At 68.7% G+C, this 22,244-nt stretch carries 22 protein-coding genes and 1 pseudogene; 16 read left to right on the plus strand and 7 right to left on the minus strand.

Going from position 1 to position 22,244, the window contains the following annotated elements:
* Positions 1 to 73 precede the first annotated feature (73 nt).
* From rarD to ABI385_RS14320, 4 genes are all read right to left on the minus strand, one after another.
* Complete coding sequence (gene rarD, locus ABI385_RS14305; protein ID WP_348104429.1) at positions 74 to 1,108, minus strand: EamA family transporter RarD; 1,035 nt, start codon at positions 1,106 to 1,108, stop codon at positions 74 to 76.
* On the minus strand, positions 1,105 to 2,190 hold the full coding sequence (locus ABI385_RS14310; protein WP_348104430.1) for a 2-oxoacid:ferredoxin oxidoreductase subunit beta: 1,086 nt from the start codon (positions 2,188 to 2,190) through the stop codon (positions 1,105 to 1,107). Before ABI385_RS14310 ends, rarD begins: the two co-directional genes overlap by 4 nt.
* A complete protein-coding gene (locus tag ABI385_RS14315; RefSeq protein ID WP_348104431.1) occupies positions 2,187 to 4,058 on the minus strand; it encodes a 2-oxoacid:acceptor oxidoreductase subunit alpha in 1,872 nt (623 codons plus the stop codon). The genes ABI385_RS14310 and ABI385_RS14315 overlap by 4 nt, the downstream gene beginning before the upstream one ends.
* 236 nt (positions 4,059 to 4,294) lie before the next feature.
* Positions 4,295 to 5,011 carry a GntR family transcriptional regulator gene (locus ABI385_RS14320; protein WP_348104432.1) on the minus strand — a complete coding sequence of 239 codons (717 nt, stop codon included), beginning with the start codon at positions 5,009 to 5,011 and terminating at the stop codon, positions 4,295 to 4,297.
* 74 nt (positions 5,012 to 5,085) lie between these two features.
* Between ABI385_RS14320 and ABI385_RS14325 the strand changes: the two genes are divergently transcribed.
* The 7 genes from ABI385_RS14325 (at position 5,086) to ABI385_RS14355 (ending at position 13,313) form a co-directional block, all read left to right on the plus strand.
* Positions 5,086 to 6,714, plus strand: a complete 1,629-nt coding sequence (locus ABI385_RS14325) for an ABC transporter substrate-binding protein (protein WP_348104433.1) — start codon at positions 5,086 to 5,088, stop codon at positions 6,712 to 6,714.
* 64 nt (positions 6,715 to 6,778) lie between these two features.
* Entirely contained in the window at positions 6,779 to 7,744 is a 966-nt protein-coding gene (locus tag ABI385_RS14330; protein WP_348104434.1) for an ABC transporter permease, read from the plus strand.
* 3 nt (positions 7,745 to 7,747) lie between these two features.
* Complete coding sequence (locus ABI385_RS14335; protein ID WP_348104435.1) at positions 7,748 to 9,784, plus strand: dipeptide/oligopeptide/nickel ABC transporter permease/ATP-binding protein; 2,037 nt, start codon at positions 7,748 to 7,750, stop codon at positions 9,782 to 9,784.
* Entirely contained in the window at positions 9,781 to 10,593 is an 813-nt protein-coding gene (locus ABI385_RS14340) for an ATP-binding cassette domain-containing protein (RefSeq protein WP_348104436.1), read from the plus strand. The genes ABI385_RS14335 and ABI385_RS14340 overlap by 4 nt, the downstream gene beginning before the upstream one ends.
* Positions 10,594 to 10,609: 16 nt before the next feature.
* On the plus strand, positions 10,610 to 11,554 hold the full coding sequence (locus ABI385_RS14345; RefSeq protein ID WP_348104437.1) for a dihydrodipicolinate synthase family protein: 945 nt from the start codon (positions 10,610 to 10,612) through the stop codon (positions 11,552 to 11,554).
* A 23-nt stretch (positions 11,555 to 11,577) separates the two neighbouring features.
* On the plus strand, positions 11,578 to 12,636 hold the full coding sequence (locus ABI385_RS14350) for an ROK family protein (protein WP_348104438.1): 1,059 nt from the start codon (positions 11,578 to 11,580) through the stop codon (positions 12,634 to 12,636).
* Positions 12,633 to 13,313: an N-acetylmannosamine-6-phosphate 2-epimerase gene (locus tag ABI385_RS14355; RefSeq protein WP_348104439.1), complete on the plus strand. Its 681-nt coding sequence runs from the start codon at positions 12,633 to 12,635 to the stop codon at positions 13,311 to 13,313. Before ABI385_RS14350 ends, ABI385_RS14355 begins: the two co-directional genes overlap by 4 nt.
* A 301-nt stretch (positions 13,314 to 13,614) precedes the next feature.
* Here the strand turns inward: ABI385_RS14355 and ABI385_RS14360 are convergent, their stop codons facing one another.
* Both ABI385_RS14360 and ligD read right to left on the minus strand, forming a co-directional pair.
* Entirely contained in the window at positions 13,615 to 14,484 is an 870-nt protein-coding gene (locus tag ABI385_RS14360; RefSeq protein WP_348104440.1) for an NUDIX hydrolase, read from the minus strand.
* Positions 14,477 to 15,460, minus strand: coding sequence for a non-homologous end-joining DNA ligase (ligD, locus tag ABI385_RS14365; protein ID WP_348104441.1), 984 nt, complete (start codon positions 15,458 to 15,460; stop codon positions 14,477 to 14,479). The genes ABI385_RS14360 and ligD overlap by 8 nt, the downstream gene beginning before the upstream one ends.
* 89 nt (positions 15,461 to 15,549) lie before the next feature.
* Here ligD and ABI385_RS14370 point away from each other — a divergent pair, with 89 nt between their 5' ends.
* Positions 15,550 to 15,870, plus strand: coding sequence for a hypothetical protein (locus tag ABI385_RS14370; protein WP_348104442.1), 321 nt, complete (start codon positions 15,550 to 15,552; stop codon positions 15,868 to 15,870).
* On the plus strand, positions 15,824 to 17,032 hold the full coding sequence (locus ABI385_RS14375) for an acyl-CoA dehydrogenase family protein (protein WP_348104443.1): 1,209 nt from the start codon (positions 15,824 to 15,826) through the stop codon (positions 17,030 to 17,032). Before ABI385_RS14370 ends, ABI385_RS14375 begins: the two co-directional genes overlap by 47 nt.
* 52 nt (positions 17,033 to 17,084) lie before the next feature.
* Here the strand turns inward: ABI385_RS14375 and ABI385_RS14380 are convergent, their stop codons facing one another.
* Positions 17,085 to 17,402 carry a zinc-binding dehydrogenase gene (locus ABI385_RS14380; RefSeq protein ID WP_348104444.1) on the minus strand — a complete coding sequence of 106 codons (318 nt, stop codon included), beginning with the start codon at positions 17,400 to 17,402 and terminating at the stop codon, positions 17,085 to 17,087.
* 517 nt (positions 17,403 to 17,919) lie between these two features.
* Between ABI385_RS14380 and ABI385_RS14385 the strand changes: the two genes are divergently transcribed.
* The 7 genes and pseudogenes from ABI385_RS14385 (at position 17,920) to nuoK (ending at position 22,238) form a co-directional block, all read left to right on the plus strand.
* Positions 17,920 to 18,279 (plus strand): NADH-quinone oxidoreductase subunit A, encoded by a 360-nt coding sequence (locus tag ABI385_RS14385; RefSeq protein WP_348104445.1) that lies wholly within the window; start codon positions 17,920 to 17,922, stop codon positions 18,277 to 18,279.
* A 10-nt stretch (positions 18,280 to 18,289) separates the two neighbouring features.
* Positions 18,290 to 18,826: pseudogene (locus tag ABI385_RS14390) on the plus strand (NADH-quinone oxidoreductase subunit B); the annotation flags it as partial.
* A 290-nt stretch (positions 18,827 to 19,116) separates the two neighbouring features.
* The gene (locus tag ABI385_RS14395; protein ID WP_348104446.1) at positions 19,117 to 19,686 is read left to right on the plus strand and encodes an NADH-quinone oxidoreductase subunit C; all 570 of its coding nucleotides are present in this window, start codon (positions 19,117 to 19,119) and stop codon (positions 19,684 to 19,686) included.
* Positions 19,683 to 20,639 (plus strand): complex I subunit 1 family protein, encoded by a 957-nt coding sequence (locus tag ABI385_RS14400; RefSeq protein ID WP_348104447.1) that lies wholly within the window; start codon positions 19,683 to 19,685, stop codon positions 20,637 to 20,639. The genes ABI385_RS14395 and ABI385_RS14400 overlap by 4 nt, the downstream gene beginning before the upstream one ends.
* Entirely contained in the window at positions 20,636 to 21,319 is a 684-nt protein-coding gene (locus tag ABI385_RS14405) for an NADH-quinone oxidoreductase subunit I (RefSeq protein ID WP_348104448.1), read from the plus strand. The genes ABI385_RS14400 and ABI385_RS14405 overlap by 4 nt, the downstream gene beginning before the upstream one ends.
* Entirely contained in the window at positions 21,316 to 21,864 is a 549-nt protein-coding gene (locus ABI385_RS14410) for an NADH-quinone oxidoreductase subunit J (RefSeq protein WP_348104449.1), read from the plus strand. Before ABI385_RS14405 ends, ABI385_RS14410 begins: the two co-directional genes overlap by 4 nt.
* Entirely contained in the window at positions 21,864 to 22,238 is a 375-nt protein-coding gene (gene nuoK, locus ABI385_RS14415) for an NADH-quinone oxidoreductase subunit NuoK (protein WP_348104450.1), read from the plus strand. Before ABI385_RS14410 ends, nuoK begins: the two co-directional genes overlap by 1 nt.
* The last annotated feature ends 6 nt before the right edge of the window (positions 22,239 to 22,244 follow it).

Consider the following 22,244-nt stretch of genomic DNA (forward strand, 5'->3'; position numbering starts at 1 on the left):
CCGGCCGTTCGGCCACAACTGTCGACCACGCGGTCGGATGTTGCGTTCGGCAATCGCCCGGTCCTTCGGCCGATCAGGGGGCCGGGTCGCAGGCTACGCCGGACGAGAGGCCAGCGATTGCATGCTCGCGCCCCTGTCGCCGTCGGGTGCTGACCAGCGAGTCGATGGTGAGCAGGACGAGCGCGAGCCAGACGATCCCGAACCCGACCCACCGCTCACTGGTCATGTGCTCGCCCAGCAAGACCACTCCGCACAACAGCTGCATGACGGGGGTGACGAACTGCAACAGCCCGATGGTGACCAGCGGCACCCGTCTCGCGGCGGCGGCGAAGAGCAGCAGGGGGACGGCCGTGACGACACCGGACAGCACGAGAAGGGTGGGGTGCCACGGAGCCCCGGTGGTGAACGTCTGGTTCCCCGAGATGCCCAGCCACAGAACCAAACCCACGGCCACCGGGGTGAGGATCGCCGACTCGACGGTGAGGCCGTGCAGCGCCGGCAGGGTAGCGCCGAGGTGCTTCTTGGACAAGCCGTAGAGCGCGAAGCTGAACGCCAGCGACAACGCGATCCACGGGAACGTCCCGCCGGTCACCGTCAGGAAGACCGCCGCCGCCAGACCGACGCCCACCGCAACCCACTGGAGCGGCCGCAGCCGCTCACCCAGGACGAGGACGCCCAGCCCCACGGTGACGATGGGGTTGAGGAAGTAGCCGAGTGCCGCCTCGGTGACGTGCCCGGAGCCGACCGCAGCCACATACACCGTCCAGTTGACGGCCAGCACAACAGCCGCGAACCCGATGCCGAGCACGAACCGGCGGCGCTTGAGCAGCGGACGTACCCACGTCCAGTCGCGTCGGACCGTGAGCACCAGCAGACAGAGAACCAAGGTCCACATGATCCGGTGCGCGAGGATCTCCCACGCCCCAGCGGGAGCCAAGGCGTAGAAGTAGAGGGGAAACAAGCCCCAGAGCAGGTATGCCGAGAAGCCGAACAGGGCTCCTCGGCGCTCGTCGGTGCCGTCGGTCGGTCCGGACGGGGGTCCGGAGGTCGGGGTCCGGGAGGTCGGGGTCCCGGCAGTCGAGGACAGCGACTCTGGAACCCCGCTCACGCCCCCACGTGCCAGGAGTCTCGGCCCGCGAGCAGTGCGGCGAGGTCGTCGTCGGTCGCAGGACCGCCGGCCCCGATGACCGTGCCGTCGACCTGGGCCCGGACGAGGTCGTCGTAGGTGGACCGGTCGACGTCACGGAAGATGCCCATCGGCACATGGGTCATCGACGGGTCGTCCAACCGGGAGAGGGCGAACGCGAGCGACGGGTCGTCGGCGTGCACGTCGTGTCGCACGATGCGGGCAGGGTCGGCCTCGTCGCGGGGCAGCACGACCAACGCACCGTCGTCACCCCGGACGACGACGGTGTCTCCGGCCGCCACCTCCTGGCCGTCGACCAGGTGCATGATCCGGGCCTGCGCCTGCGTGTGGTCCTTGAGGACGTCGAAGACGCCGTCGTTGAAAATCGGGCAGTTCTGGTAGATCTCGACGAGCGAGGTACCCCGGTGCGCTGTCGCGGCGCGCAGCACCTCGGTCAGGTGTGCGCGGTCGGAGTCCATTGTGCGCGCGACGAAGGTCGCTTCGGCGCCCAGCGCCAGACTGACCGGGTTGAAGGGCCTGTCGACCGACCCGAACGGCGTCGACTTCGTGACGAGCCCGACGCGCGACGTGGGGGAGTACTGACCCTTGGTGAGTCCGTAGATCTGGTTGTTGAACAACAGGATTGTCAGGTTGACGTTGCGGCGCAGGGCGTGGATGAGGTGGTTGCCACCGATGGACAACGCATCGCCGTCGCCGGTCACGACGAAGACCGACAGGTCGGGTCGCGAGGTTGCCAGGCCGGTGGCGATGGCGGGTGCACGACCGTGGATGGAGTGCACGCCATAGGTGTCGAGGTAGTAGGGGAACCGTGACGAGCAGCCGATCCCCGACACGAAGACGACGTTCTCGCGTCGCAGCCCGAGCTCGGGCAGGAACCCCTGGACCGCTGCGAGGATGGCGTAGTCACCGCACCCCGGACACCAGCGAACCTCCTGGTCGGACGTGAAGTCCTTCTTGGTCTGCGGGGTACTGCCTTCGGGTAGCGTTGGTACGCCTACCAAGCCGTGTGGTGATGAGGCAGGCATACCCAGGTCGATGCTCATTCGGTGACTGCTTTCTGGATGACGTCCTCGAGCTCGCTGGCCCGGAATGGGAGGCCTCGGACCGCTGTGTGCGACTGGACGTCCACGAGGTACTTGGCTCGCAACAGCATCGCGAGCTGGCCGAGGTTCATCTCAGGGACGACCACCCGCCGGTATGCCGCCAGTACCTCGCCGGTGTTGGACGGGAACGGGTTGAGGTGACGCAGGTGGGCTTGAGCCACCGGGATGCCTTGGCTCCGAAGGGCTCTGACGGCGGCGGCTATCGGTCCGTAGGTCGAGCCCCACCCGACGACGAGGACCTCGCCGTCGCCGTCGGGGTCGTCGACCTCGAGGTCGGGCACCGTGATCCCGTCGATCTTGGCAGCGCGCAGGCGGGTCATCAGGTCGTGGTTGTCGGGGTCGTAGGAGATGTTGCCCGTCACGTTGGCCTTCTCGATGCCCCCGACCCGGTGTTCGAGCCCCGGAGTGCCGGGGACGGCCCACGGCCGGGCGAGTGTCTCCGGGTTGCGCAGGTAGGGGTGGAAGACCGGATCACCTTTTCCGTCAACGGCGTTGGGCTCGGTCGCAAACTCGACATGGAGGTCGGGCAGGGTGTCGACGTCGGGGACCGACCACGGTTCGGAGCCGTTGGCGAGATAGCCGTCAGACAGAACGATCACCGGGGTGAGGTGGGTGGTCGCGATGCGGACGGCCTCGATCGCGATGTCGAAGCAGTCGGCCGGTGACTGCGGCGCGACGATGGCGACCGGCGACTCACCGTTGCGCCCGAACATCGCCTGCAGCAGGTCGGCCTGCTCGGTCTTGGTCGGCAGGCCGGTCGACGGCCCCCCGCGTTGGATATCGCAGATGACCAGGGGCAGCTCGAGCGAGACGGCGAGCCCGATCGTCTCGGCCTTGAGGGCCAGCCCCGGACCCGATGTCGTCGTCACCCCGATGGCCCCACCGAACGCCGCTCCGAGCGCGGCACCCACGCCGGCGATCTCGTCCTCGGCCTGCATGGTGGTGACCCCGAACCGTTTGAGCCCCGCGAGGGTGTGGAGGATGTCGGAGGCCGGGGTGATCGGGTAGGACCCGAGGACGATCGGCAGCCCACTGCGGTGCGCCGCCGCGACCAGGCCGTAGGAGAGCGCGACGTTGCCCGTGATGTTGCGGTAGAGCCCGGCCTTCATCGGTGCCGGGCCGACCTCGTAGCGGTGCGCGAAGTCCTCCGTCGTCTCGCCGTAGCTGAACCCGGCGCGCAGAGCTGCCAGGTTGGCCGCGAGCAGGGTCGGCTTCGAGCCGAACTTCGACGTCAGGAACCGCTCGGTGGTCGCGATCGGACGGGTATAGAGCCAGGACAGCAGGCCGAGCGCGAACATGTTCTTCGCGCGTTCCTTGTCTTTGCGGGTCAGGTCGAACTCCGCGAGCGCCTGAACGGTGATCGAGGTCAGGGCCACCGCATGAACGTGGTAGCTCTCGAGCGTCCCGTCGTCGACGGGGGAGGTGACATAGCCGACCTTGCCGAGGTTGCGCCTACTGAACTCGTCGGTGTTGACGATGATCGTGGCCCCGCGCGGCAGGTCGGCGAGGTTGGCCTTGAGCGCCGCGGGGTTCATCGCCACGAGGACGTCGGGGTCGTCACCGGGGGTGAGCACGTCATGGTCGGCGAAGTGCAGCTGGAAGCTGGACACGCCTGGCAACGTCCCCTGCGGAGCACGGATCTCCGCGGGGAAGTTCGGCAGGGTCGAGAGGTCGTTGCCCAGGATTGCCGAGTCGGTGGTGAACCGGTCGCCGGTCAGCTGCATCCCGTCGCCGGAGTCGCCGGCGAACCGGATGACGACACGGTCGAGCCGCTCGATCGGCGTGCTCGTGGGCGTCGGGGTGGGCATGGCTGGAGATCACCAGATTCGTGGGGCGTGCAGGCCGCGTGTGAGGGCCTTTCGACTATCGTATGTCGCCACCTCGGTGGGGCGTCGGAGGCTTCCCCAACTGAGATGAGCGGGTCAAGGCGGACGTCCCATCCGACTGGCTGCTGTCCGATTTGAGGCCCTGTTGTGGCGCCCAGCCGGAATATGGCCAGCCGGTCCGGACCTGTCCGGGTCAGACCGGCCGACCTGACTCCGTGTTACGCCGGTCCCTCGACGGCCGATGCGTCGAGCACCCGCAGCAGCGGCCGGTAGTGGCGGATCACCGCGGTCCGGTACCCGCCGAGGTCGCCGCGCTCCGCGGCGCGCAGCATGTCGCCGTGCGCCGCGGCGGTCTCCACGATGTCGGCGGGAGTGGGAACTCCGAGCCGGGGCAGGACACGCGTATGGACTTCCCAGAGAGCTTCCACCATCTGGCCGAGCAGTCGGTTCGGGAGCTTGGCCAGCAAGGCGACATGGAAGGCCCGGTCCTGCGCGGTGAAGGCCTCGCCACGTTCGCTGAGTTTGACCATCTGGGCCACGAGCTCGTGAAGACCAGCGGTGACTGTTCCCTGCACGGCAGCCACCAGCGGTTCGGCGACTCCTAGATCGAGCGCAGTGCGGATCTCGACGACCTCTCGCAGCGCCTCGTAGTCCTCGCCGGGCGTGAGCACCCCCCGGAAGGCCAGCCCGTTGACGAGGGGATCAAGGGACAGGTTGCCCACGAAGGTGCCGGTTCCGTGCCGGACCTCCACGATGTCCAACGCGCTGAGCGTTCGGATTGCCTCCCGCACGCTGGACCGGCTGACCCCGAGCTGCTCACAGAGCACGGACTCACTCGGAAGCGGGTCGCCTGGCCTCAGCCGGTGCTCGAGCAGGTACTCCTTGATGGACTCCTGGGCGGCGGATGCTGCTCCGGGCCTTAGGTGCTTTGCCAAGTTGACCTCCTTTGGAGGACACCCTATAGTGGCACATCAGACATCAGACATCAGATGTCTTCTGAGAGGATGACATGCCTGCTATCTCGCAGATTCAGACCCCGACCACGACCCGGCGCGGCTTTCTCGGGCTGGTCGGCACGCTCAGTGCTGCTGCCGCCATAGCGGGATCGGTCAGCGCATGCGGCGGGGAGAACCCGAACAAGCGCCCAGCAGGATCGGCAACTGCGGGGACGGCGGCGAAGGACGGCACGATCACCGCCGGGATCTCCTACGAGCTGGGGACCAACGGGTTCGACCCCATGACCACCAGTGCAGCGCTGACGGTCGCCGCCAACTGGCACACCATGGAGGGGCTGACCGAGGTTATGCCCACGCCGGGCCGTGAGGTCTACGCGGCTCTAGGTAAGGAGTTGCCCAAGCAGGTCGATCCGACGACCTACGAGGTGACGCTGCGCGACGGCGCCACGTTCCACGACGGTTCGCCGGTCACCGTGGACGACGTGACCTTCAGCTTCGACCGGGTACTCGACCCGGCCAACAAGTCGTTGTACGCGTCCTTCATCGCCTTCGTCGCCAAGGTGAGCAAGAAGGACGACAAGACGGTCACGGTCACGCTGAAGTATCCCTACTCCCTGGTCAACGAGCGGCTGGCCGTGGTCAAGATCGTGCCGAAGAAGGCTGCAGAGGCCGACCGCAAGGCGTTCGACGCGAAGCCCGTCGGTACCGGGCCGTACAAGATGACCGACAACGGGGCAGCCTCGAAGACCATCCGGTTCGAGCGGTTCGAGGGCTACAGGGGCCCGCGGCCCGCACTGGCCAAGGTCATGGAGTGGAAGATCCTCCCGGACGAGTCCACCCGGACGAACGGGCTGCAGTCCCAGGCCGTACAGGCGATCGACTCGGTGCCTTATCTGTCCATCGACTCGATCAAGGCCTCGAGCACCGTTGAGTCGGTGCAGGGCTTCGGTCTGCTCTTCGCGATGTTCAACTGCGGTTCGAAGCCGTTCGACGACGTCAAGAACCGCCAGGCGGTGCTCTACGCGATCGACATGGAGAAGGTCATCAAGACCGCCCTGCTCGGCAACGCCACCGCAGCGACATGCTTCGTGCCGGAAGACCATCCGGCGTATCACAAGGCGTCGATGGTCTACGCCTTGGACGCTGCGAAGGCCAAGAGTCTCCTCGCGGAGACCGGCCTGACCCGGATCCGGATGCTGTGCACGGACCACGACTGGGTCAAGAAGGCCACGCCGATCATGAAGGAGAGTCTGGAAGCGATCGGGCTGTCGGTGGACTTCATGCAGAAGAAGTCGGCTGACGTCTACACCACGATTGACGGCAAGGCGGACGCCTACGATCTGGTGATCGCGCCCGGGGACCCTTCGGTGTTCGGCAACGACGCTGACCTGCTGATGCGGTGGTGGTACGCCAACGACACCTGGACCGACCTGCGAATGCACTGGAAGGGACAGACCCCCTACACCCAGCTGCAGCAGGTCCTCGACAAGGCCGTTCGCGAGACGGGCTCGGCCCAGAAGGACCAGTGGCACCAGGCGTTCGACCTAGTCTCCGAACAGGTGCCGCTCTACCCGCTCTTCCACCGCAAGGCCCCGACCGCCTGGAACGCTCAGACCTTGGTCGACTTCAAGCCGATCTCGCTGACTGGTCTGAGCTTCCTGAACGTGGCCTCAACGAAATGACCAGACCGGCCTGGATGGCTGCTGTCACCCGGGCCCCCGGAAGCCCGTCGCAAGGACTGCCCCTATGAACACTCTGATCCGGCTGGTCGGCCGGCGACTTCTGGCTCTGCCTGTCATGCTTCTGGGAGTCACGTTCCTCGTCTTCTTTATCATGTCGTTCTCGCCGGTGGATCCCGCGCGACTGGCTCTGGGCGAGTCCGCCTCGCCGCAGGCCCTGCAGCAGTACCGAGAGCAGTACGGTCTGGACGATCCGCTGCTCCTGCGCTACGTCCACTTTCTTGGTGGCATGTTCCACGGGGACCTCGGCACCTCGAGCGGGAACGTCCAGGTCACCAGCCTGGTGGCGAACGCCTTCCCTATCACGTTGCAGCTGACCCTGCTGGGTTTGCTGATCGCGGTCGTGCTTGCGGCCGTGTTCGGGGTGGTGGCTGCGCTGTTCCGGGACCAGTGGCCGGACCAGCTGATTCGAGTCGTGTCGATCGCAGCGCTCGCGACACCGTCGTTCTGGTTGGCGATCCTGCTCATCCAGTGGCTGGGTGACATCCCCGGCGGCGCGGGCATCTTCCCGGCGCTGGTCGCGGTCTGGGTGCCGTTCACCGAAGCGCCGGCGGTCTACCTGAACAACGTGTTCTTACCGGCGGTCGCGTTGGCGGTTCCGGTGGCTGGGTCACTCACCCGGGTCGTGCGTACCGCGATGGTGGAGGAGCTGGACCGCGACTACGTCCGCACCGCGATCGGTGCCGGCATACCAAAGCATGTGGTGGTGGGGCGCAACGTGCTGCGAAACGCGTTGATCACGCCGATCACGGTGCTCGGGCTGCGGTTCGGGTACCTCATCGGTGGCGCGGTCATCATCGAGATCATCTTCAACATCCAAGCGATGGGGCAGCTCATCCTCGACGGTGTCACGCGCAACGACGTGAACCTCATTCAAGGTGTCACCTTGACTGTCGCGCTGGCCTTCATCGTGGTCAATGTCGTGGTTGACCTGCTCTACGTGCTGGTCAACCCCAGGATCAGGAGCGTGTGAGATATGCGTCGCTCACTCACCGAACGGCTCAGCGAGCCAGGGCTGCGTCTAAGAGCACTGCCCATCGGCTCGAAGATCGCGCTTGTCGTGGTCGCCCTCGTCTGCCTGCTGGCCGTCCTGGCCCCGCTGGCCGGCGATCCCCTGGCCAGCGGCACGCCGGTCCAGCCCCCTGGTGGTGGCCATCTGTTCGGCAGCGACGCCATCGGGCGCGACATCTTCGCCCGGGTCGCCTTCGGCGCACGCTCGTCGTTGCTCATCGGGCTGGGCGCCACCGCTGTCGCCCTGGTCGCGGCGGCGGTGCTCGGCTCGGTCGCCGCCACCGCCCACCGGTGGGTTGCCGAAGTCCTCATGCGACTCCTGGACATCATCATGTCCTTCCCCGGAATCGCCTTGGCCGCGGTGTTCGTCGCCGTGTTCGGCAGCTCGTTGCCGATTCTGATCGGTGCGATCGCGTTCCTCTACACCCCGCAGCTGACCCGAGTCGTCCGGGCCAACGTGCTGGCTCAGTTCGGTGAGGACTATGTGGCCTCGTCGCAGGTCATGGGCGCCAGCACCGTATGGATCCTCACCCGTCATGTGGCCCGGAACTGCATCGCGCCCATCTTGGTCTTCGCCACTGTGCTCGTCGCTGACGCCATCGTGTTCGAGGCGTCGCTGTCGTTCATCAACGCTGGAGTCCGGCCCCCCGACCCGTCCTGGGGCAACGTCCTGTCCGACGGTAAGGCGCTCTTGCTGTCTGGGTACTGGTGGCCGACGTTCTTTCCCGGTCTCATGATCTTGATCACCGTGCTCTGCCTCAACGTCCTCTCCGAAGGCCTGACCGACGCCATGATCAGCCCGCGGCTGCGCCGCAAGATACAGGTGCAGGACGAGGTCGCCCGGTCGACGGCAGTCGACAGCCCGGTCGCCGAGCCTTTCACCCCGTCGGACCAGGCCGCGGACGTCAGCCAGGCAGAGGAGGACGATCTCGTCCGATCCGACGGCCTTGTCCTGGCCGACGGTGGGATCGCGCTTAGGGACCGCCTGGCGGAGCTGCGCGAGGCCGAGCTTCGGCGCTCCGACCGGCTCGTCTACACCGGGGACGCTGCCCCGATCCTGCAGGTGCGCAACCTTTCGATCGCCTTTCCCGAGGCCCACGGCGACGTCGACATCGTCGATAATGTCTCCTTCGACGTGCGGCCCGGTGAGACCATGGGACTGGTCGGCGAGTCCGGTTGCGGGAAGTCCATCACCTCGATGGCGGTGATGGGTCTCCTGCCCAAGACCGCGCGGCTGCATGGGCAGATCCTCTTCGACGGCCGGGACGTGCTCACCATGTCCCCGCAGCAGCACAACAGCCTGCGTGGCCACGAGATCGCCATGATCTACCAGGACGCCCTCAGCTCACTGAACCCCTCCATGTTGATCCGCTCCCAGCTGGCGCAGCTGACCAAACGCGGAGGCCAGCGCAGCGCTCCGGACCTCCTCGACCTCGTAGGTCTCGACCCGGCCCGGACGCTGAAGAGCTACCCGCACGAGCTCTCCGGCGGACAGCGACAACGCGTGTTGATTGCCATGGCGCTGACCCGGAACCCGAGGCTGGTCATGGCCGACGAACCCACCACCGCCCTGGACGTCACCGTGCAGCAGCAGGTCGTCGACCTGCTCAACCAGCTCCGACGGGAGCTCGGCTTCGCCATGGTCTTCGTCAGCCACGACTTGGCCCTGGTGGCCCAGCTGGCCCACCGGATCACGGTGATGTATGCCGGCCAGGTGGTCGAGTCGGGCACCACTACCGAGTTGCTCACCGACCCCCGCCACGAGTACACCCGGGGTCTGCTCGGCGCCGTTCTGTCGGTCGAACAGGGCGCCGCGCGTCTGCACCAAGTGCCTGGCGTGGTCCCCTCTCCGGCCGACTTCCTGACCGGGGACCGCTTCGCCCCGCGGTCCTCCCACCCCGAGGTCGGACGGGACGTCAAGCCCACGCTGCGGCAAATCGAGGGGACGTCACACCGCTACGCGACCACCCCTGAACGTGAGGAACTGGAGATGGCCCGATGACCTCGGTGTCGCCGGAGACGGACGCGACCGTGCCTGTACTCGAGCTGCGCGACGTCCACGTCGTGCACAAGGCCCGAACCGGCTCACTGTTCCGGCCCGACCGGGTCCAGGCGGTACAGGGCGTCGACCTGGAGATCCGGCGCGGGGAGACCATCGGCATTGTCGGCGAGTCCGGCTGTGGCAAGACCACCCTGGCCCGGGTGATGGTTGGCCTACAGCGCGCTACCAGCGGCGAGGTGCTCTTCCGGGGCGAGCCACTACGGTCGGGCCGCAGGGCCCGTAAGACGCTGGGCCGGGCTGTCTCGGTGATCTTCCAGGACCCCGCGACGGCGCTGAACCCACGGATGCTCATCCGGGACACCTTGACCGACCCGCTGCGCGTCCACGACATCGGTGACCCCGCCAGCCGCGCCCGGCGGGTCCGCGAGCTCCTGGATCTGGTCGGCCTACCTCGCTCGGCGATGGACGTGCTGCCCCGCCAGATCTCCGGGGGGCAGCGTCAGCGGGTGGCCATCGCCCGCGCCCTCGCGCTCAACCCCGACGTGGTCGTCGCCGACGAGCCCACCTCGGCGCTCGACGTATCCGTGCGAGCGCAGGTGCTGAACCTGCTGGCCGACCTTCGCCACGAGCTGCAGCTGGGCATGGTGTTCATCTCTCATGACATCAACACCGTGCGGCACGTATCGGATCGGATCGTCGTCATGAACGCCGGGCGGATCGTGGAGGAAGGACCGACCGAACAGGTCTTCCAGTCACCTCGAGACGCCTACACGCGCACGCTGCTCCAGGCTGCGCCGACCCTGCTATGAGCTCGAGGAACCTACAGTGACCCAGCCACGACGCCTACACGGCGTTATCCCGCCCATGATCACCCCGTTCGACCCTCACGGTGGGGTCGACCGCGCCACGTTGACTCGGCTCGTCGACCGCCTCGTTGCCAGCGGGGTGCACGGGCTCTTCCCGTTGGGTTCGACGGGTGAGGTCGCCTACCTGACCGACCGGCAGCGTCAGGAGGTGTGCGAGGTCGTCGTGCAGGCGACGGCCGGTCGGGTGCCGGTGATCGTGGGCTGCATCGACCTCAGTGCCCCACGGGTCATCGAGCAGGCGCGCATGGCGCAACGAGCCGGCGCCGACGGCGTGGTGGCCACCACACCCATCTACGCCATCAACGACGCGACCGAGACGGCCGATCATTTCCGTGCCATCCGGGCTGCCGTCGACCTGCCCCTCATCGCCTACGACGTGCCAGTCCGGTCGCACGCGAGAGTGCCGATCGAGGTGGTGATGCAGCTCGCCGAAGAAGGCGTGCTCGCGGGTATCAAAGACTCCTCCGGTGACGACATCGGGTTTCGCCGGCTGCTCAGAGCCAACCGCGCCGCTGGCAGCCCCCTGGCCCTGCTCAGCGGCCATGAGCTGATGTGTGACGCCATGCTGATGGCCGGCGCCGACGGCTTGGTGCCGGGGCTGAGCAACGTGGACCCGTCCGGCTACGTCCGGCTCTACCAGGCCGCCCAGCAGGGCGACTGGGGCCAGGCCGCGTTCGAACAGGACCGGCTTGCCGACCTCTTCGAAATCGTCTTCGCGGCGTCCGGCCGGTCGGCCGACGCCCGCGGGGTGGGCGCGTTCAAAGCGGCCATGGTCGTCCTGGGGCTGCTGCCGTCCGCCGCGATGGCGGCGCCGGTCACCGCCCTGGACGCCGAGCACCAGGAGGCCGTCCGCCAGATCGTCGTGAGCTGGCAGGCAAAGGCATCCGTAGACAGCGCAGTCTGACGCCGAAGCGCACCATGTCGCACGTGATCGGTAGCGTCGTCGCCGTCGACCTCGGCGGGACGAAGACCACCGCAGCATTGGTCACGCCCACCGGGGCGATCAGCGCACGGCACACCGTCCCCACGCCGGCAGCGGCTGGCCCGTCCGCGGTCCTGGACGCCGTTGCCGAGGTGGTCGACCACGTGTCCACCGAGGCGACCGCGCCGGTCCGGAAGGTAGGCGTCGGTAGCGCCGGCCTGGTCGACGTGGACACCGGCACCATCGTCTCTGCCACCAACGCCATGCCGGACTGGGCTGGAACGGCTCTGGGGGCCGAGCTGGTCGCTCGCCTGCGGAGCCGGTGGGGGCATTCGGTACGCGTGCACGTGCAGAACGACGTGGACGCCCACGCGACCGGCGAAGCCTGGAAGGGGGCTGCCCGCGGCCGCAGTTGCGTGCTGATGGTCACGGTGGGAACCGGCGTCGGTGCATCCCTGGTGCTCGACGGAAAACCCCGGTACGGAGCCCATTGGGGAGCGGGCGAGATCGGACACGTCCCCACCCCCAGGGCTGAAGGGCTGCGCTGCGCCTGCGGTCGACTCGGACACCTCGAGGCGGTAGCGGCCGGCACCGCGGTGGCCCGCCGCTACCAGGCCAGCACCGGTATCGTCGCAGACGGGGAACAGGTCGTGGCGCTCAGCCTTCGAGGCGACGTCACCGCGACACGGATGGTCACCGACGCGGCCGTCGCCCTCGGCCAAGCCATCGCGGGACAAGTCACCGTCCTGGACCCTGACATCGTGGTCATCGGTGGCGGCTTCGCGAACGCAGGCCCGCTGTGGTGGGCTGCGATGGACGACACGGTCCGTTCCGAGCTGGTTCCCGTCCTGCAGGCCGTCGAGATCGTTCCCACCAGCCTCGGCGCCGACGCGGCCCTGCTCGGTGCGGCCCGGGCGGCCCAGGACCTGCTCAGCCAGGATGCCGAGCCGGGGACCGCCCGGCGACCGAGCGCTCCGCACCGCCCTACCAGTGCGGCGAGCGCCGGACAGTCCTCGCCTCGCGACGGCATACACGACCACGATTCGGAGAACAGGCCCTCGTGAACGACCTCATCAGCTCGCTGCGGGACGGTTTGGTCGTCTCCTGTCAGGCCTACCCCGAAGAGCCGTTGCGCCACCCCGAGACCATGGCCCAGATGGCCGAAGCCGTCGTCGCCGGCGGAGCCGTGGCCGTGCGGGCTCAGGGGCTCGCCGACATCGCGTTCATCACCGGACGCGTTACCGTGCCCGTCGTGGGTTTATGGAAGGTGGGGCGGGACGGAGTCTTCATCACCCCCACCCTGCGTCACGCCCGCGCCGTCAGAGACTCTGGAGCAGACATCGTCGCCCTGGACGGCACTAGGCGCCCCCGCCCCGACGGCCTGACCCTGGCCGAGACGGTCCATCGCCTCCACGAGCAGCAGCCCATCCTCATCATGGCCGACTGCGGCTGCCTCGATGACGCCCTTGCCGCGCAGGAGGCAGGCGTCGACCTCGTCGGTACCACCCTGGCCGGCTACACCGAGGACCGAGCCAGAACCGCCGGACCCGATCTGGACCTCGTCGCCGACATCGTCGAGCGCGCGCCTGGGCTGCCCGTCGTCGCGGAGGGACGGGTGCATACCCCGGAGCAGGCTCGGCTAGCCCTCGCCGCGGGCGCCCACGCCGTGGTTGTGGGTAGCGCCATTACCCATCCCACCACCATCACCCGCTGGTTCAGCGACGCCATCGGCACGCCGTAAAGGCAGGTCGTCAAGGACAACGGAGCTTGGGAAGTGATCATCAGCAGCGCCGCCACCGAGGCTGGCAGGCTCGGCGCCGACGCGGCCGAGCAACTGGTCAGGGCAGGCCTGGCGCCGTCCTCGATCTGGCGACCGTGTCGAGTCCGCGGGTCCTTTGTGCAAACGGGCGACGAACTGCCGCGGCGGGTGACCGCGGGGGTGCTGTGGCTGGCGCAGACCCAGGGTTGCCTCGGGTTTCTGATGATGTGCGGCGACAGCGGCCGTACGTCAGCGAATACGGTCGGCGACTGGGTCAGACGGGTCAGACGGGCCGGCCCGACTCCGTGTAGGCCGGTCCGTCACCAGCCAGTGCGGCCAGGGCGGACATGACGCGACGCGCCGTGAAGTCGGCAGCCCGGTCATGCACCTCTTCGAGCGTGCAGAAGGCGATCTCACGGATCTCACGCGCTTGCAGCACGGCCGCGTCGAGGACCGAGGCCGCATGCACCCCTGCGTCGAACACGGTGCAGACCGCGTCGTCCCAACCGCCCCAGGGCGGCAGCCAGTCGGTGAGGAGGAGCGGCCCGATCGGCAGGTCCAGCGCGAGCTCCTCCACGACCTCCCTCCCCGCCGCCGTGTGCGGAGACTCCAGCCGTTCCACAACACCGCCGGGCAGGTCCCAGTCGTCCTTGTAGGTCGGATGGCAGAGCAGGACACGACCCTGCTCGTCGCGGACCAGCACCTGTGAGATGACCCGGGTGCGAGGCAGGAACGAGTTGAGCAGGGCGCGAAAACCTGCTCGCCCCTGCGGTTCTGCATCGTCACGCAACCGGGCGAGCAGCAGGTACTCGGAACCGTCAGCCGCCCGGATCCGACCCTCGTTGCGCAACCCCGACCCTCGGGCGGCGCGCACCGAACGCCCGTCGTCCACGGCCACTTTCGCTTGGACGCGGAGCAGCGTCCGGTCGTCGAAGGCGTGACTCACCACAAGGCTCACTGCCCGGGAGGCATACGCGTCCATCTCGTCGCCGTCGTCGACGCCCCAGGTGAGCTCACCGGTCGAGTCCGCGAGCTCGCGCAGCGTGACGTGTCCGACCGTCGTGCCGTCAGCGACGACGCTGAACCGCTCTCGACCATCGGGGGTGAGCACCACGACCCCGTCGGTGAGGGGCGGGGGACCGGGGTCAGTCATCCGTCGCCTGCGGGGCGTCGGCATCGGGCACGGACTCACCGGACCGTTCGTCGCGGTCGGCCCACTCGAGCAGCTGGTCGAGCCGGTATGCCTCGTCGTCGATGCTCGCGTGCAGGTCGCCCAGCTCCGCGAAGCGAGGTGGCACGGTGGCGACGGTGAAGTCGCGCGGCAGGACGTCGTCGACCTCGTCCCAACGGATCGGCGTCGACACGGTGCCCTCCGGCACGCCGCGCACCGAGTAGGCGCTCGCGACCGTGTGGTCGCGGGCATTCTGGTTGTAGTCGACGAACACCGTGTCGGGTGCGCGGTCCTTGCGCCACCACGTGGTTGTGACGTCGCCGCCGGCCCGTCGTTCGACCTCGCGGGCGAACGCCAGGGCGGCCCGCCGGACGTCCTGGAAACCCCACTCGGGGACGATGCGGACATAGATGTGCAACCCCTTGCCGCCGGAGGTCTTCGGAAAACCCGTCGCACCCAGTTCGTCGAGCACCTCGTGCGCGACGTGAGCGACCCGCCGAACCGTGGCGAAGTCACACTCGGGCATCGGGTCGAGGTCGATGCGCCACTCGTCGGGCACCTCGGTGTCGGCCCTGCGGGAGTTCCAGGGATGGAACTCGACGGTCGACATCTGGACCGCCCAGATGACGCTGGCCAGCTCGGTCACGCAGAGCTCGTCCGCGGTGCGGTTCCACCGGGGAAACGTCACCCGAACGGTTTCGAGCCAGGGAGGCGCTCCGTGCGGGACCCGCTTCTGGTGGACCTTCTCGCCGGCCAGTCCCTCGGGGAACCGGTGCATCATGCACGGCCGGTCGCGCAGCGCGCGGACGATGCCGTCGCCGACGCTGAGGTAGTAGTCGACTAGGTCGAGCTTGGTCCAACCGGTGGCGGGGAAGTAGACCCGGTCCGGGTTGGTCACCCGTACCGTGCGGTCGCCGACCTCGAGCTCGACGGCGGGAGTGCTGGCCTTGGACGGCATACCCGTCAACCTAAACCGGATCGGCGTCCGCGCGACCTCGCCCCTTCGCCCGGCTATGGTCGCGGACGACTTGGGGAGGCGGACGCAGCGTGGTGAGGGTCGACATCGAGCGTGGAGCAGACCGGCCCGGACTGCGGGTGGCCGGCGAGTACAAGACCGAGCCGCTTTGGATAGTCGACCCGGACGGCGCACAGCAGAACCCCTCACCCGAAGAAATCGGGCTGCCCGCCGATCTCGCCGTCCCCGCCGTCGGCGACCGCTTCCATGTCACCTACCGCGAGCGCATGCAGCTCGCAGACGTGCCGCTGTCCCGACCCGCGCCCAACGCGGCGGGGCGGGGCGGGCCCGGCATACCGTTGGCCCATGTCAGCGACGACCGCCAGCCCCGATCTCGAACCACACGTCGGTGACTTTTTTGGCTACGAGACCCTGCTGCCCGCCCACGAGCAGAGCAAGATCCTGCGGCTGCGTGAGTTCCTCGACACCGAGGTCTGCCCGATCGCCGACGAGTACTGGGCCGAGGCGAAGTTCCCGGCCCAGCTCATCCCCGGTCTGCGCGACCTCGACATCGTCGGGGGTGCCTACGAGGGCTTCTCCGACAACGGCGACCAGGCGTACTCGCGGCTGTTCAGCGGGTTCACGTCGCTGGAGATGTCGCGTGTCGACCCGTCGTTCAGCACCTTCTTCGGGGTGCACGCCGGGCTGTCGTTCGCGAGCATCTACCACTGCGGGTCGCCCGAGCAGCGCGAGCGCTGGCTGCCCGCCATGGCTGACCTCCGCTCGATCGGGGCGTTCGCGCTCACGGAGCCCGAGCATGGGTCGGACATCGCGGGTGGTCTGGAGACCAGCGCCCGCAAGGTCGACGGGGGATGGGTCCTGAACGGCAAGAAGCGGTGGATCGGCAATGGGACGTTCGCGGACGTCGTGGTGCTGTGGGCGCGGGACGTCGAGAGCGAGGAGGTCGTGGGGTTCGTCGTGGAGGGCGGGACGCCGGGGTTCACTGCCACCAAGATCACAGGCAAGATCGCGCTGCGTTCGGTGCAGAACGCCGACCTCGAGCTCGTCGACGTGTTCCTGCCCGATGACCATCGGCTCGAGAACGCCCGGTCCTTCAAAGACACCGCCAACGTCCTGAGGATCACGCGAGGCGGAGTCGCCTGGGGGTCGGTGGGGCTGCAGATGGGGGCCTACGAGACGGCGCTGGCCTACGTCATGCAGCGCGAGCAGTTCGGCAAACCGCTCGCCGGATTCCAGCTGGTCCAGGACCACCTCGCCACCATGCTGTCGAACATCACCCTCGCACTCGGGATGGTCGTCCGGCTCGCCCAGATGCAGGACGCCGGCATCGAGAAGGACGAGCACGCGGCGATGGCCAAGGCATCCGCCTCGTCACTCATGCGCGAGACCGTGGGTATCGCTCGAGAAGTAATGGGGGGCAACGGGATCGTCCTCGACCACGGCATGGTCCGCTACTTCGCCGACGCCGAGGCGGTCTACTCCTACGAGGGCACGCGCGAGGTCAACCAGCTGATCGTGGGCCGCGCGATCACCGGGACGGGCGCGTTCGTCTGAACCGTGCGGTGACGCACACCCGAGTATGCGTCACCGCCTCGCTCAGCGACCCTCAGGGGACGACGACGAGCTTGCCGCGGATGTGTCCCGCCGCGCTGTCGAGGTGGGCCTGCGCGGTCTCCTCGAGCGGGTAGGTGCGGGCGATCGGCAGGTCCAGCTCGCCGTCGGCGACCAGCTGAGCCACCTCCGGCCACGCCTTGGCCCGCACCTCGGTGCCCGGGTCCGCGCCGGGACCGCCGCCGATGGGCGTGATGCCGTCGGCAGCTCGCTGGAAGGCGGCGATGCTCACGATGCGTGTCTGGTCGGGCACGAGCGCCAGGGAGACGTCGATAGACCACCGGCTCGGCGCCGAGCCCGCGTAGGTAGTCATGGTTGGCCTCGCTGGCCATCGCGATGACCCTGGCGCCTCGGCGGACCGCCAGCTGGACCACGAGACCGCCGACGCCACCGGCCCCCCCGTGTAGCAGCAGGGTGTCGCCTTCGGCAATACGGGCCGCCTCGACCGCATGCACGGCCGTGCCGCCGACGAGGGTCACTGCCGCCCCCTGGTCCGACGGCGTCGACCACGCCCGCGACCTCACTTCCTGTGGAGGTCAGCGCCTCGGGGTCTCGGCTCATCCGAGCTGTTCAGGGCCGCCGAAGCCGGCGGGAGCGACGATGCGTGTCATGGCTGGGGGAACGCCCGGCCTGAGCGGTCGATTCTGAACGTCCAGTCCGTGGGCGGCGCGGTGAAAGATCCGACCCCTCAGAAGGGGTCAAACCCTTCACGAGGATCGTCGACCCGAGGCGCCCGGGAGGGAACAGCCGGCAACGCGCGTAGGGGCTCTGGTCGCGGATGACCCGGCTGCCTCTCGCTAGGGTGACCGCATGACGGAGCAGGCTGGCTGATGGGCGGGTACGCCGTCGTCGGAGCCGTCGTGGTCGCCGGGATCCTCCTGGTCCTGGCCGCCGGCATGACACGCCGTCTGCTCGCTCCCCGGGCACCCACCCGGGCCAAGCGCACGACCTACGAGTCGGGCGTCGACCCGGTCGGCAGGGACTGGGCCCAGACACGCATCCGCTACTTCGTCTACGCCTACCTCTACGTCATCTTCGCCGTCGACGCGGTCTACCTCTTCCCGTGGGCCACGGTCATCCGCGACCCGCAGCTCGGCAAGGCCAGCCTGGTCGAGATGGGCATCTTCATCACCGTCCTGGTCGTGGGGCTCGCGCACGCAGGACGGCGCGGCCTGCTGCGCTGGGTATGAGGGAGCGCCGATGACGGTCGACCTGCCAACGCCCCGCGTCGGCCCCCTCTCGGAGCGGGCGCCGGAACCCATCAAGGTCGTCCTCAACTGGGGCCGGCGTTACAGCCTGTGGGTGTTCAACTTCGGGTTGGCCTGCTGCGCCATCGAGTTCATCGCCGCGTCGATGGCCCGGCACGACTTCATCCGGCTCGGCGTGATTCCGTTTGCGCCGGGTCCACGCCAGGCCGACCTGATGGTCGTGTCCGGCACGGTCACGGACAAGATGGCCCCCGCCGTGCGACGTCTCTACGACCAGATGCCGGAGCCGAAGTACGTCATCTCGTTCGGAGCCTGCTCCAACTCCGGTGGGCCCTACTGGGACTCCTACTGCGTCACCAAGGGGGTCGACACGATCATCCCTGTCGACGTCTACGTACCCGGCTGCCCGCCTCGCCCCGAGGCCTTGCTGCAGGGGATCATCCGGCTGCAGGAGAAGATCGCCGCGGAGTCGTTGTCCGGCAGCGCAATCGGACGCCGGTATGCCGGTGGTCGCCTCGCGTCCGCGGCTGAGGTGCAGCGCCCTCTCGTCACCCGCTCCACCGCCCCCGGCCGCGGCGACGCCACCGGCCGTCCTGGGCGCGCCGGCCCAGCGACGGTGGCGATCCCCGTCGCCCGCCCGGGGAACCCGACCCGCGTCGTCAGGGCGGTGGCGTCGGGAACCACCGCACTGCCGTCGACCGAGCTCGCAGACACGCCCCCCGCGCCCCGTCGGCTGAGCCGTCGCGAGCGGGAACGTCAGCGCCGACGAGAGCGTGGCGAGACGCTCGCCGAGGACATCTTCGAGCTGGGCGACGACGAGTGACCACCCCACCCAGCGGCAGCGACCGGGCGGGCCCGGCCCGGGACGTCCTCGATGATGTGCTCGAGGTCGCGCCGGGCGAGTGGCAGCGGGCCGTCGCGGACGCCCGCGACCGGGGGCTGACCTTCTTCGACTGGCTGACCGCGGTCGACCAGCTGGACGCCGAGGACAACCCGGGTTTCGACGTCGTCGTCCACCTGCTCGACGTGTCGACTCCCGGATCGCTCAAGGCGCAGATGATCCGCACCCGGTTGGCGGAGGGAGCGCCGCTCGCGAGCCTCACCCCGGTGTTCGCGGGTGCGGCCTGGCACGAGCGCGAGACTCACGAGATGTTCGGCATCGACCTGACGGGCTTCGACGACGGCACCGGGCTCGGGCTGCGGCCCCTGCTGCTGCCCGACGGGTTCGAGGGCACGCCGCTGCGCAAGTCGTTCGTGCTCGCTGCCCGTGCCTCCAAGCCGTGGCCCGGCGCCAAGGAGCCCGGCGAAGGTCATGACAGCGCGCGCGCTCCCGGCCGACGACGGGTGCAGGCTCCCGGCGTACCCCCGCCCGAGTGGGGTCCCAGATGAGCCTGCTGGAGGTGGTGCTGCGTGCGATCGCCGTGCTCCTCGCGTTCCTGGTCCTGCCCCTGCTGGTCGGGCAGACCGAGCACAAGGTGATGGCGCACATGCAGGGGCGGCTGGGGCCGATGTATGCCGGTGGCTTCCACGGGTGGGCCCAGCTGGTCGCCGACGGCGTCAAGTTCGTGCAGAAGGAGGACGTCATCCCCGCCGCGGCCGACCGGTGGGTGTTCAAGCTCGCACCGGGGGTCGCCCTCGTCCCTTACCTCGTCGCATACAGCGTCATCCCGCTCAGCCCGAGCGTGGTCGGCGCCGACGTCGACGCCGGGCTCCTGTTCGTCGTGGCGCTCGCCGGCGTCGGCATCCTCGGGACCCTGATGGCAGGGTGGGCCAGCGCCAACAAGTACTCGCTGCTCGGGGCGATGCGCTCGGCGGCTCAGCTCCTCAGCTACGAGCTGCCCATCGTGCTGACGACTGCGTCGGTTGGGCTCGCCGCGGGGACGCTCTCGCTGACCGGGATCGTGCAGCAGTGGAGCCCGTGGTGGCTGCTCTGGCAGCTGCCCGGGGCGGTGGTGTTCCTCGTGGCGGCTCTCGCCGAGCTGCAACGCCCACCCTTCGACATGCCGGTGGCCGACTCCGAGGTCGTGTTCGGGGCCTACACCGAGTACACCGGGCTGCGGTTCGCGTTCTTCCTGCTCGCCGAGTACGCCGGGATCGTGCTGTTCTCGCTGCTGTTCGCCGTGCTCTTCCTCGCAGGGTGGCGGGGTCCGTTCTCCGACCATCTCGGGTGGGCGTGGACGTTGCTCAAGGGGTTCGTGGTCGTGCTGATCATCCTGTGGTTCCGGATGTCCTGGCCGCGGATCCGGGAGGACCAGCTGCAGCGGCTCGCCTGGGTCTGGCTGGTCCCCGTCGCGATCGCCCAGGTCGCACTCACCGGCGTGGTGGCGGTCGTGACCCGATGACCGACACGCAACCCGACGTCGAACCCGAGATGCCGGCAGATCCGGAGTCGCAACCGCGGGCGGCCCACCGCGCGGGGAACGGCCGCTCAGGCCCGCCCGGCCTGCCCGGACTGCTCAAGGGGCTCGCGACGACGGCGCGCACGCTGGTTCGCCCGACGCACACGAGCGAGTACCCCGACGCCTTGCCCGCCCTGCCTCCTCGTTCGCGCGGCGTCATTGCCCTCAGCGAGGAGAACTGCACCTCGTGCATGCTCTGCGCTCGCGAGTGCCCGGACTGGTGCATCTACATCGACTCGCACAAGGAGACGCTGCCGGCGACGACGGAGGGCGGGCGTGAGCGGCAGCGCAACGTCCTCGACCGGTTCGCCATCGACTTCTCGCTGTGCATGTACTGCGGCATCTGTGTCGAGGTGTGCCCCTTCGACGCCCTGGACTGGAGTCCGGAGTTCGAGTACGCCGAGACCGACATCCGTGACCTGCTGCACGAGAAGGACCGGCTGGGGGAGTGGATGCAGACCGTACCGCCGCCTCCGGCGCTCGACCCAGGGTCCGCCGAGCCGGCCGAGGTGACTGCGGCAAACCGACCGCCGCGTGCTACCGGACTCCGCGAAGGACAGGCGGCCCGGACCGCCCGTATGCCAGTGGTCCCGCCCGCGTCGCAGGCCGAAGGCGACGAATGACGGCACGCGACCTGGTCTTCGCCCTCGTCGGGGTCATCTGTGCGGCGAGCGCCGTCCTGGCCGTCACCACCCGCAACCTCGTGCACGCGGCCCTCTGGCTGGTCGTCTGCCTGGGGACGGTGGCCGGGTGCTACGTCATCCTCGGCGCCGAGCTCGTGGCTCTGGTGCAGATCCTGGTCTACGTCGGCGCCGTCGTCGTCCTCGTGTTGTTCGCCCTGATGTTGACCCGAGCGCCGATCGGTCCGAACCGTGACCTCAGCGCCCCGCTCTGGCAGCGGCTGCTGGCGGCCGTCCTGGCGCTGTCGGTCACCGGCCTGCTCGCCGCGACGCTCATCCCGGTGGTCGGAATGGACCCCGTCGACTCGCGCAACGGTGACACACGAGCGGTGTCGGTAGCCGTCTTCGGCACCTGGGTCTGGCCGTTCGAGCTGCTGTCGGTCCTGCTGCTGGCCGCGCTGATCGGAGCCTTCGCCCTCGCCAAGGTCGCCGGCGCGGCACCCACCACCTCGACGACCAGCTCCACGGCGGCACGGGAGGCGCCCTGATGCATCTCGCTCTGCCCATGCTGCTCGCCGCCATCCTTGCCGGTGCCGGCACCTATGGCGTCATCGCGCGCCGCAACGCCGTTCTCGTGCTCATCGGGGTGGAGCTGATCCTCAATGCGGCCAACGTGATTCTGGTTGCGCTCGGTGCCGCCGACGACTCACCGCTGCAGGTCGGACAGTCGCTCACGCTTTTCGTCATCACGATCGCGGCGGCAGAGATCTGCGTCGCGCTCGCCGTCGTGCTGGCGATGTTCCGGGTCCTCGGACACGTGGACCTGACCAGGGTTGCGGCAGCCGATGACGACGGTGAGACGGCTGCGGACACCGACGGTGCGGGGCCGGCACCGGAGTCTGTCGGGAAGGCTCGCAGGTGACCGTTT

Origin of the sequence: Lapillicoccus sp., assembly GCF_039935575.1 — a bacterium.
Lineage (GTDB): Bacteria > Actinomycetota > Actinomycetes > Actinomycetales > Dermatophilaceae > Lapillicoccus.

Coding starts and splice junctions, on each gene's coding strand:
- ABI385_RS14310 (WP_348104430.1), bottom strand. CDS start 2,190: ATGAGCATCGACCTGGGTATGCCTGCCTCATCACCACACGGCTTGGTA.
- ABI385_RS14315 (WP_348104431.1), bottom strand. CDS start 4,058: ATGCCCACCCCGACGCCCACGAGCACGCCGATCGAGCGGCTCGACCGT.
- ABI385_RS14325 (WP_348104433.1), top strand. CDS start 5,086: ATGCCTGCTATCTCGCAGATTCAGACCCCGACCACGACCCGGCGCGGC.
- ABI385_RS14330 (WP_348104434.1), top strand. CDS start 6,779: ATGAACACTCTGATCCGGCTGGTCGGCCGGCGACTTCTGGCTCTGCCT.
- ABI385_RS14335 (WP_348104435.1), top strand. CDS start 7,748: ATGCGTCGCTCACTCACCGAACGGCTCAGCGAGCCAGGGCTGCGTCTA.
- ABI385_RS14340 (WP_348104436.1), top strand. CDS start 9,781: ATGACCTCGGTGTCGCCGGAGACGGACGCGACCGTGCCTGTACTCGAG.
- ABI385_RS14360 (WP_348104440.1), bottom strand. CDS start 14,484: ATGACTGACCCCGGTCCCCCGCCCCTCACCGACGGGGTCGTGGTGCTC.
- ligD (WP_348104441.1), bottom strand. CDS start 15,460: ATGCCGTCCAAGGCCAGCACTCCCGCCGTCGAGCTCGAGGTCGGCGAC.
- ABI385_RS14375 (WP_348104443.1), top strand. CDS start 15,824: ATGTCAGCGACGACCGCCAGCCCCGATCTCGAACCACACGTCGGTGAC.
- ABI385_RS14380 (WP_348104444.1), bottom strand. CDS start 17,402: ATGACTACCTACGCGGGCTCGGCGCCGAGCCGGTGGTCTATCGACGTC.
- ABI385_RS14385 (WP_348104445.1), top strand. CDS start 17,920: ATGGGCGGGTACGCCGTCGTCGGAGCCGTCGTGGTCGCCGGGATCCTC.
- ABI385_RS14400 (WP_348104447.1), top strand. CDS start 19,683: ATGAGCCTGCTGGAGGTGGTGCTGCGTGCGATCGCCGTGCTCCTCGCG.
- ABI385_RS14405 (WP_348104448.1), top strand. CDS start 20,636: ATGACCGACACGCAACCCGACGTCGAACCCGAGATGCCGGCAGATCCG.
- ABI385_RS14410 (WP_348104449.1), top strand. CDS start 21,316: ATGACGGCACGCGACCTGGTCTTCGCCCTCGTCGGGGTCATCTGTGCG.
- nuoK (WP_348104450.1), top strand. CDS start 21,864: ATGCATCTCGCTCTGCCCATGCTGCTCGCCGCCATCCTTGCCGGTGCC.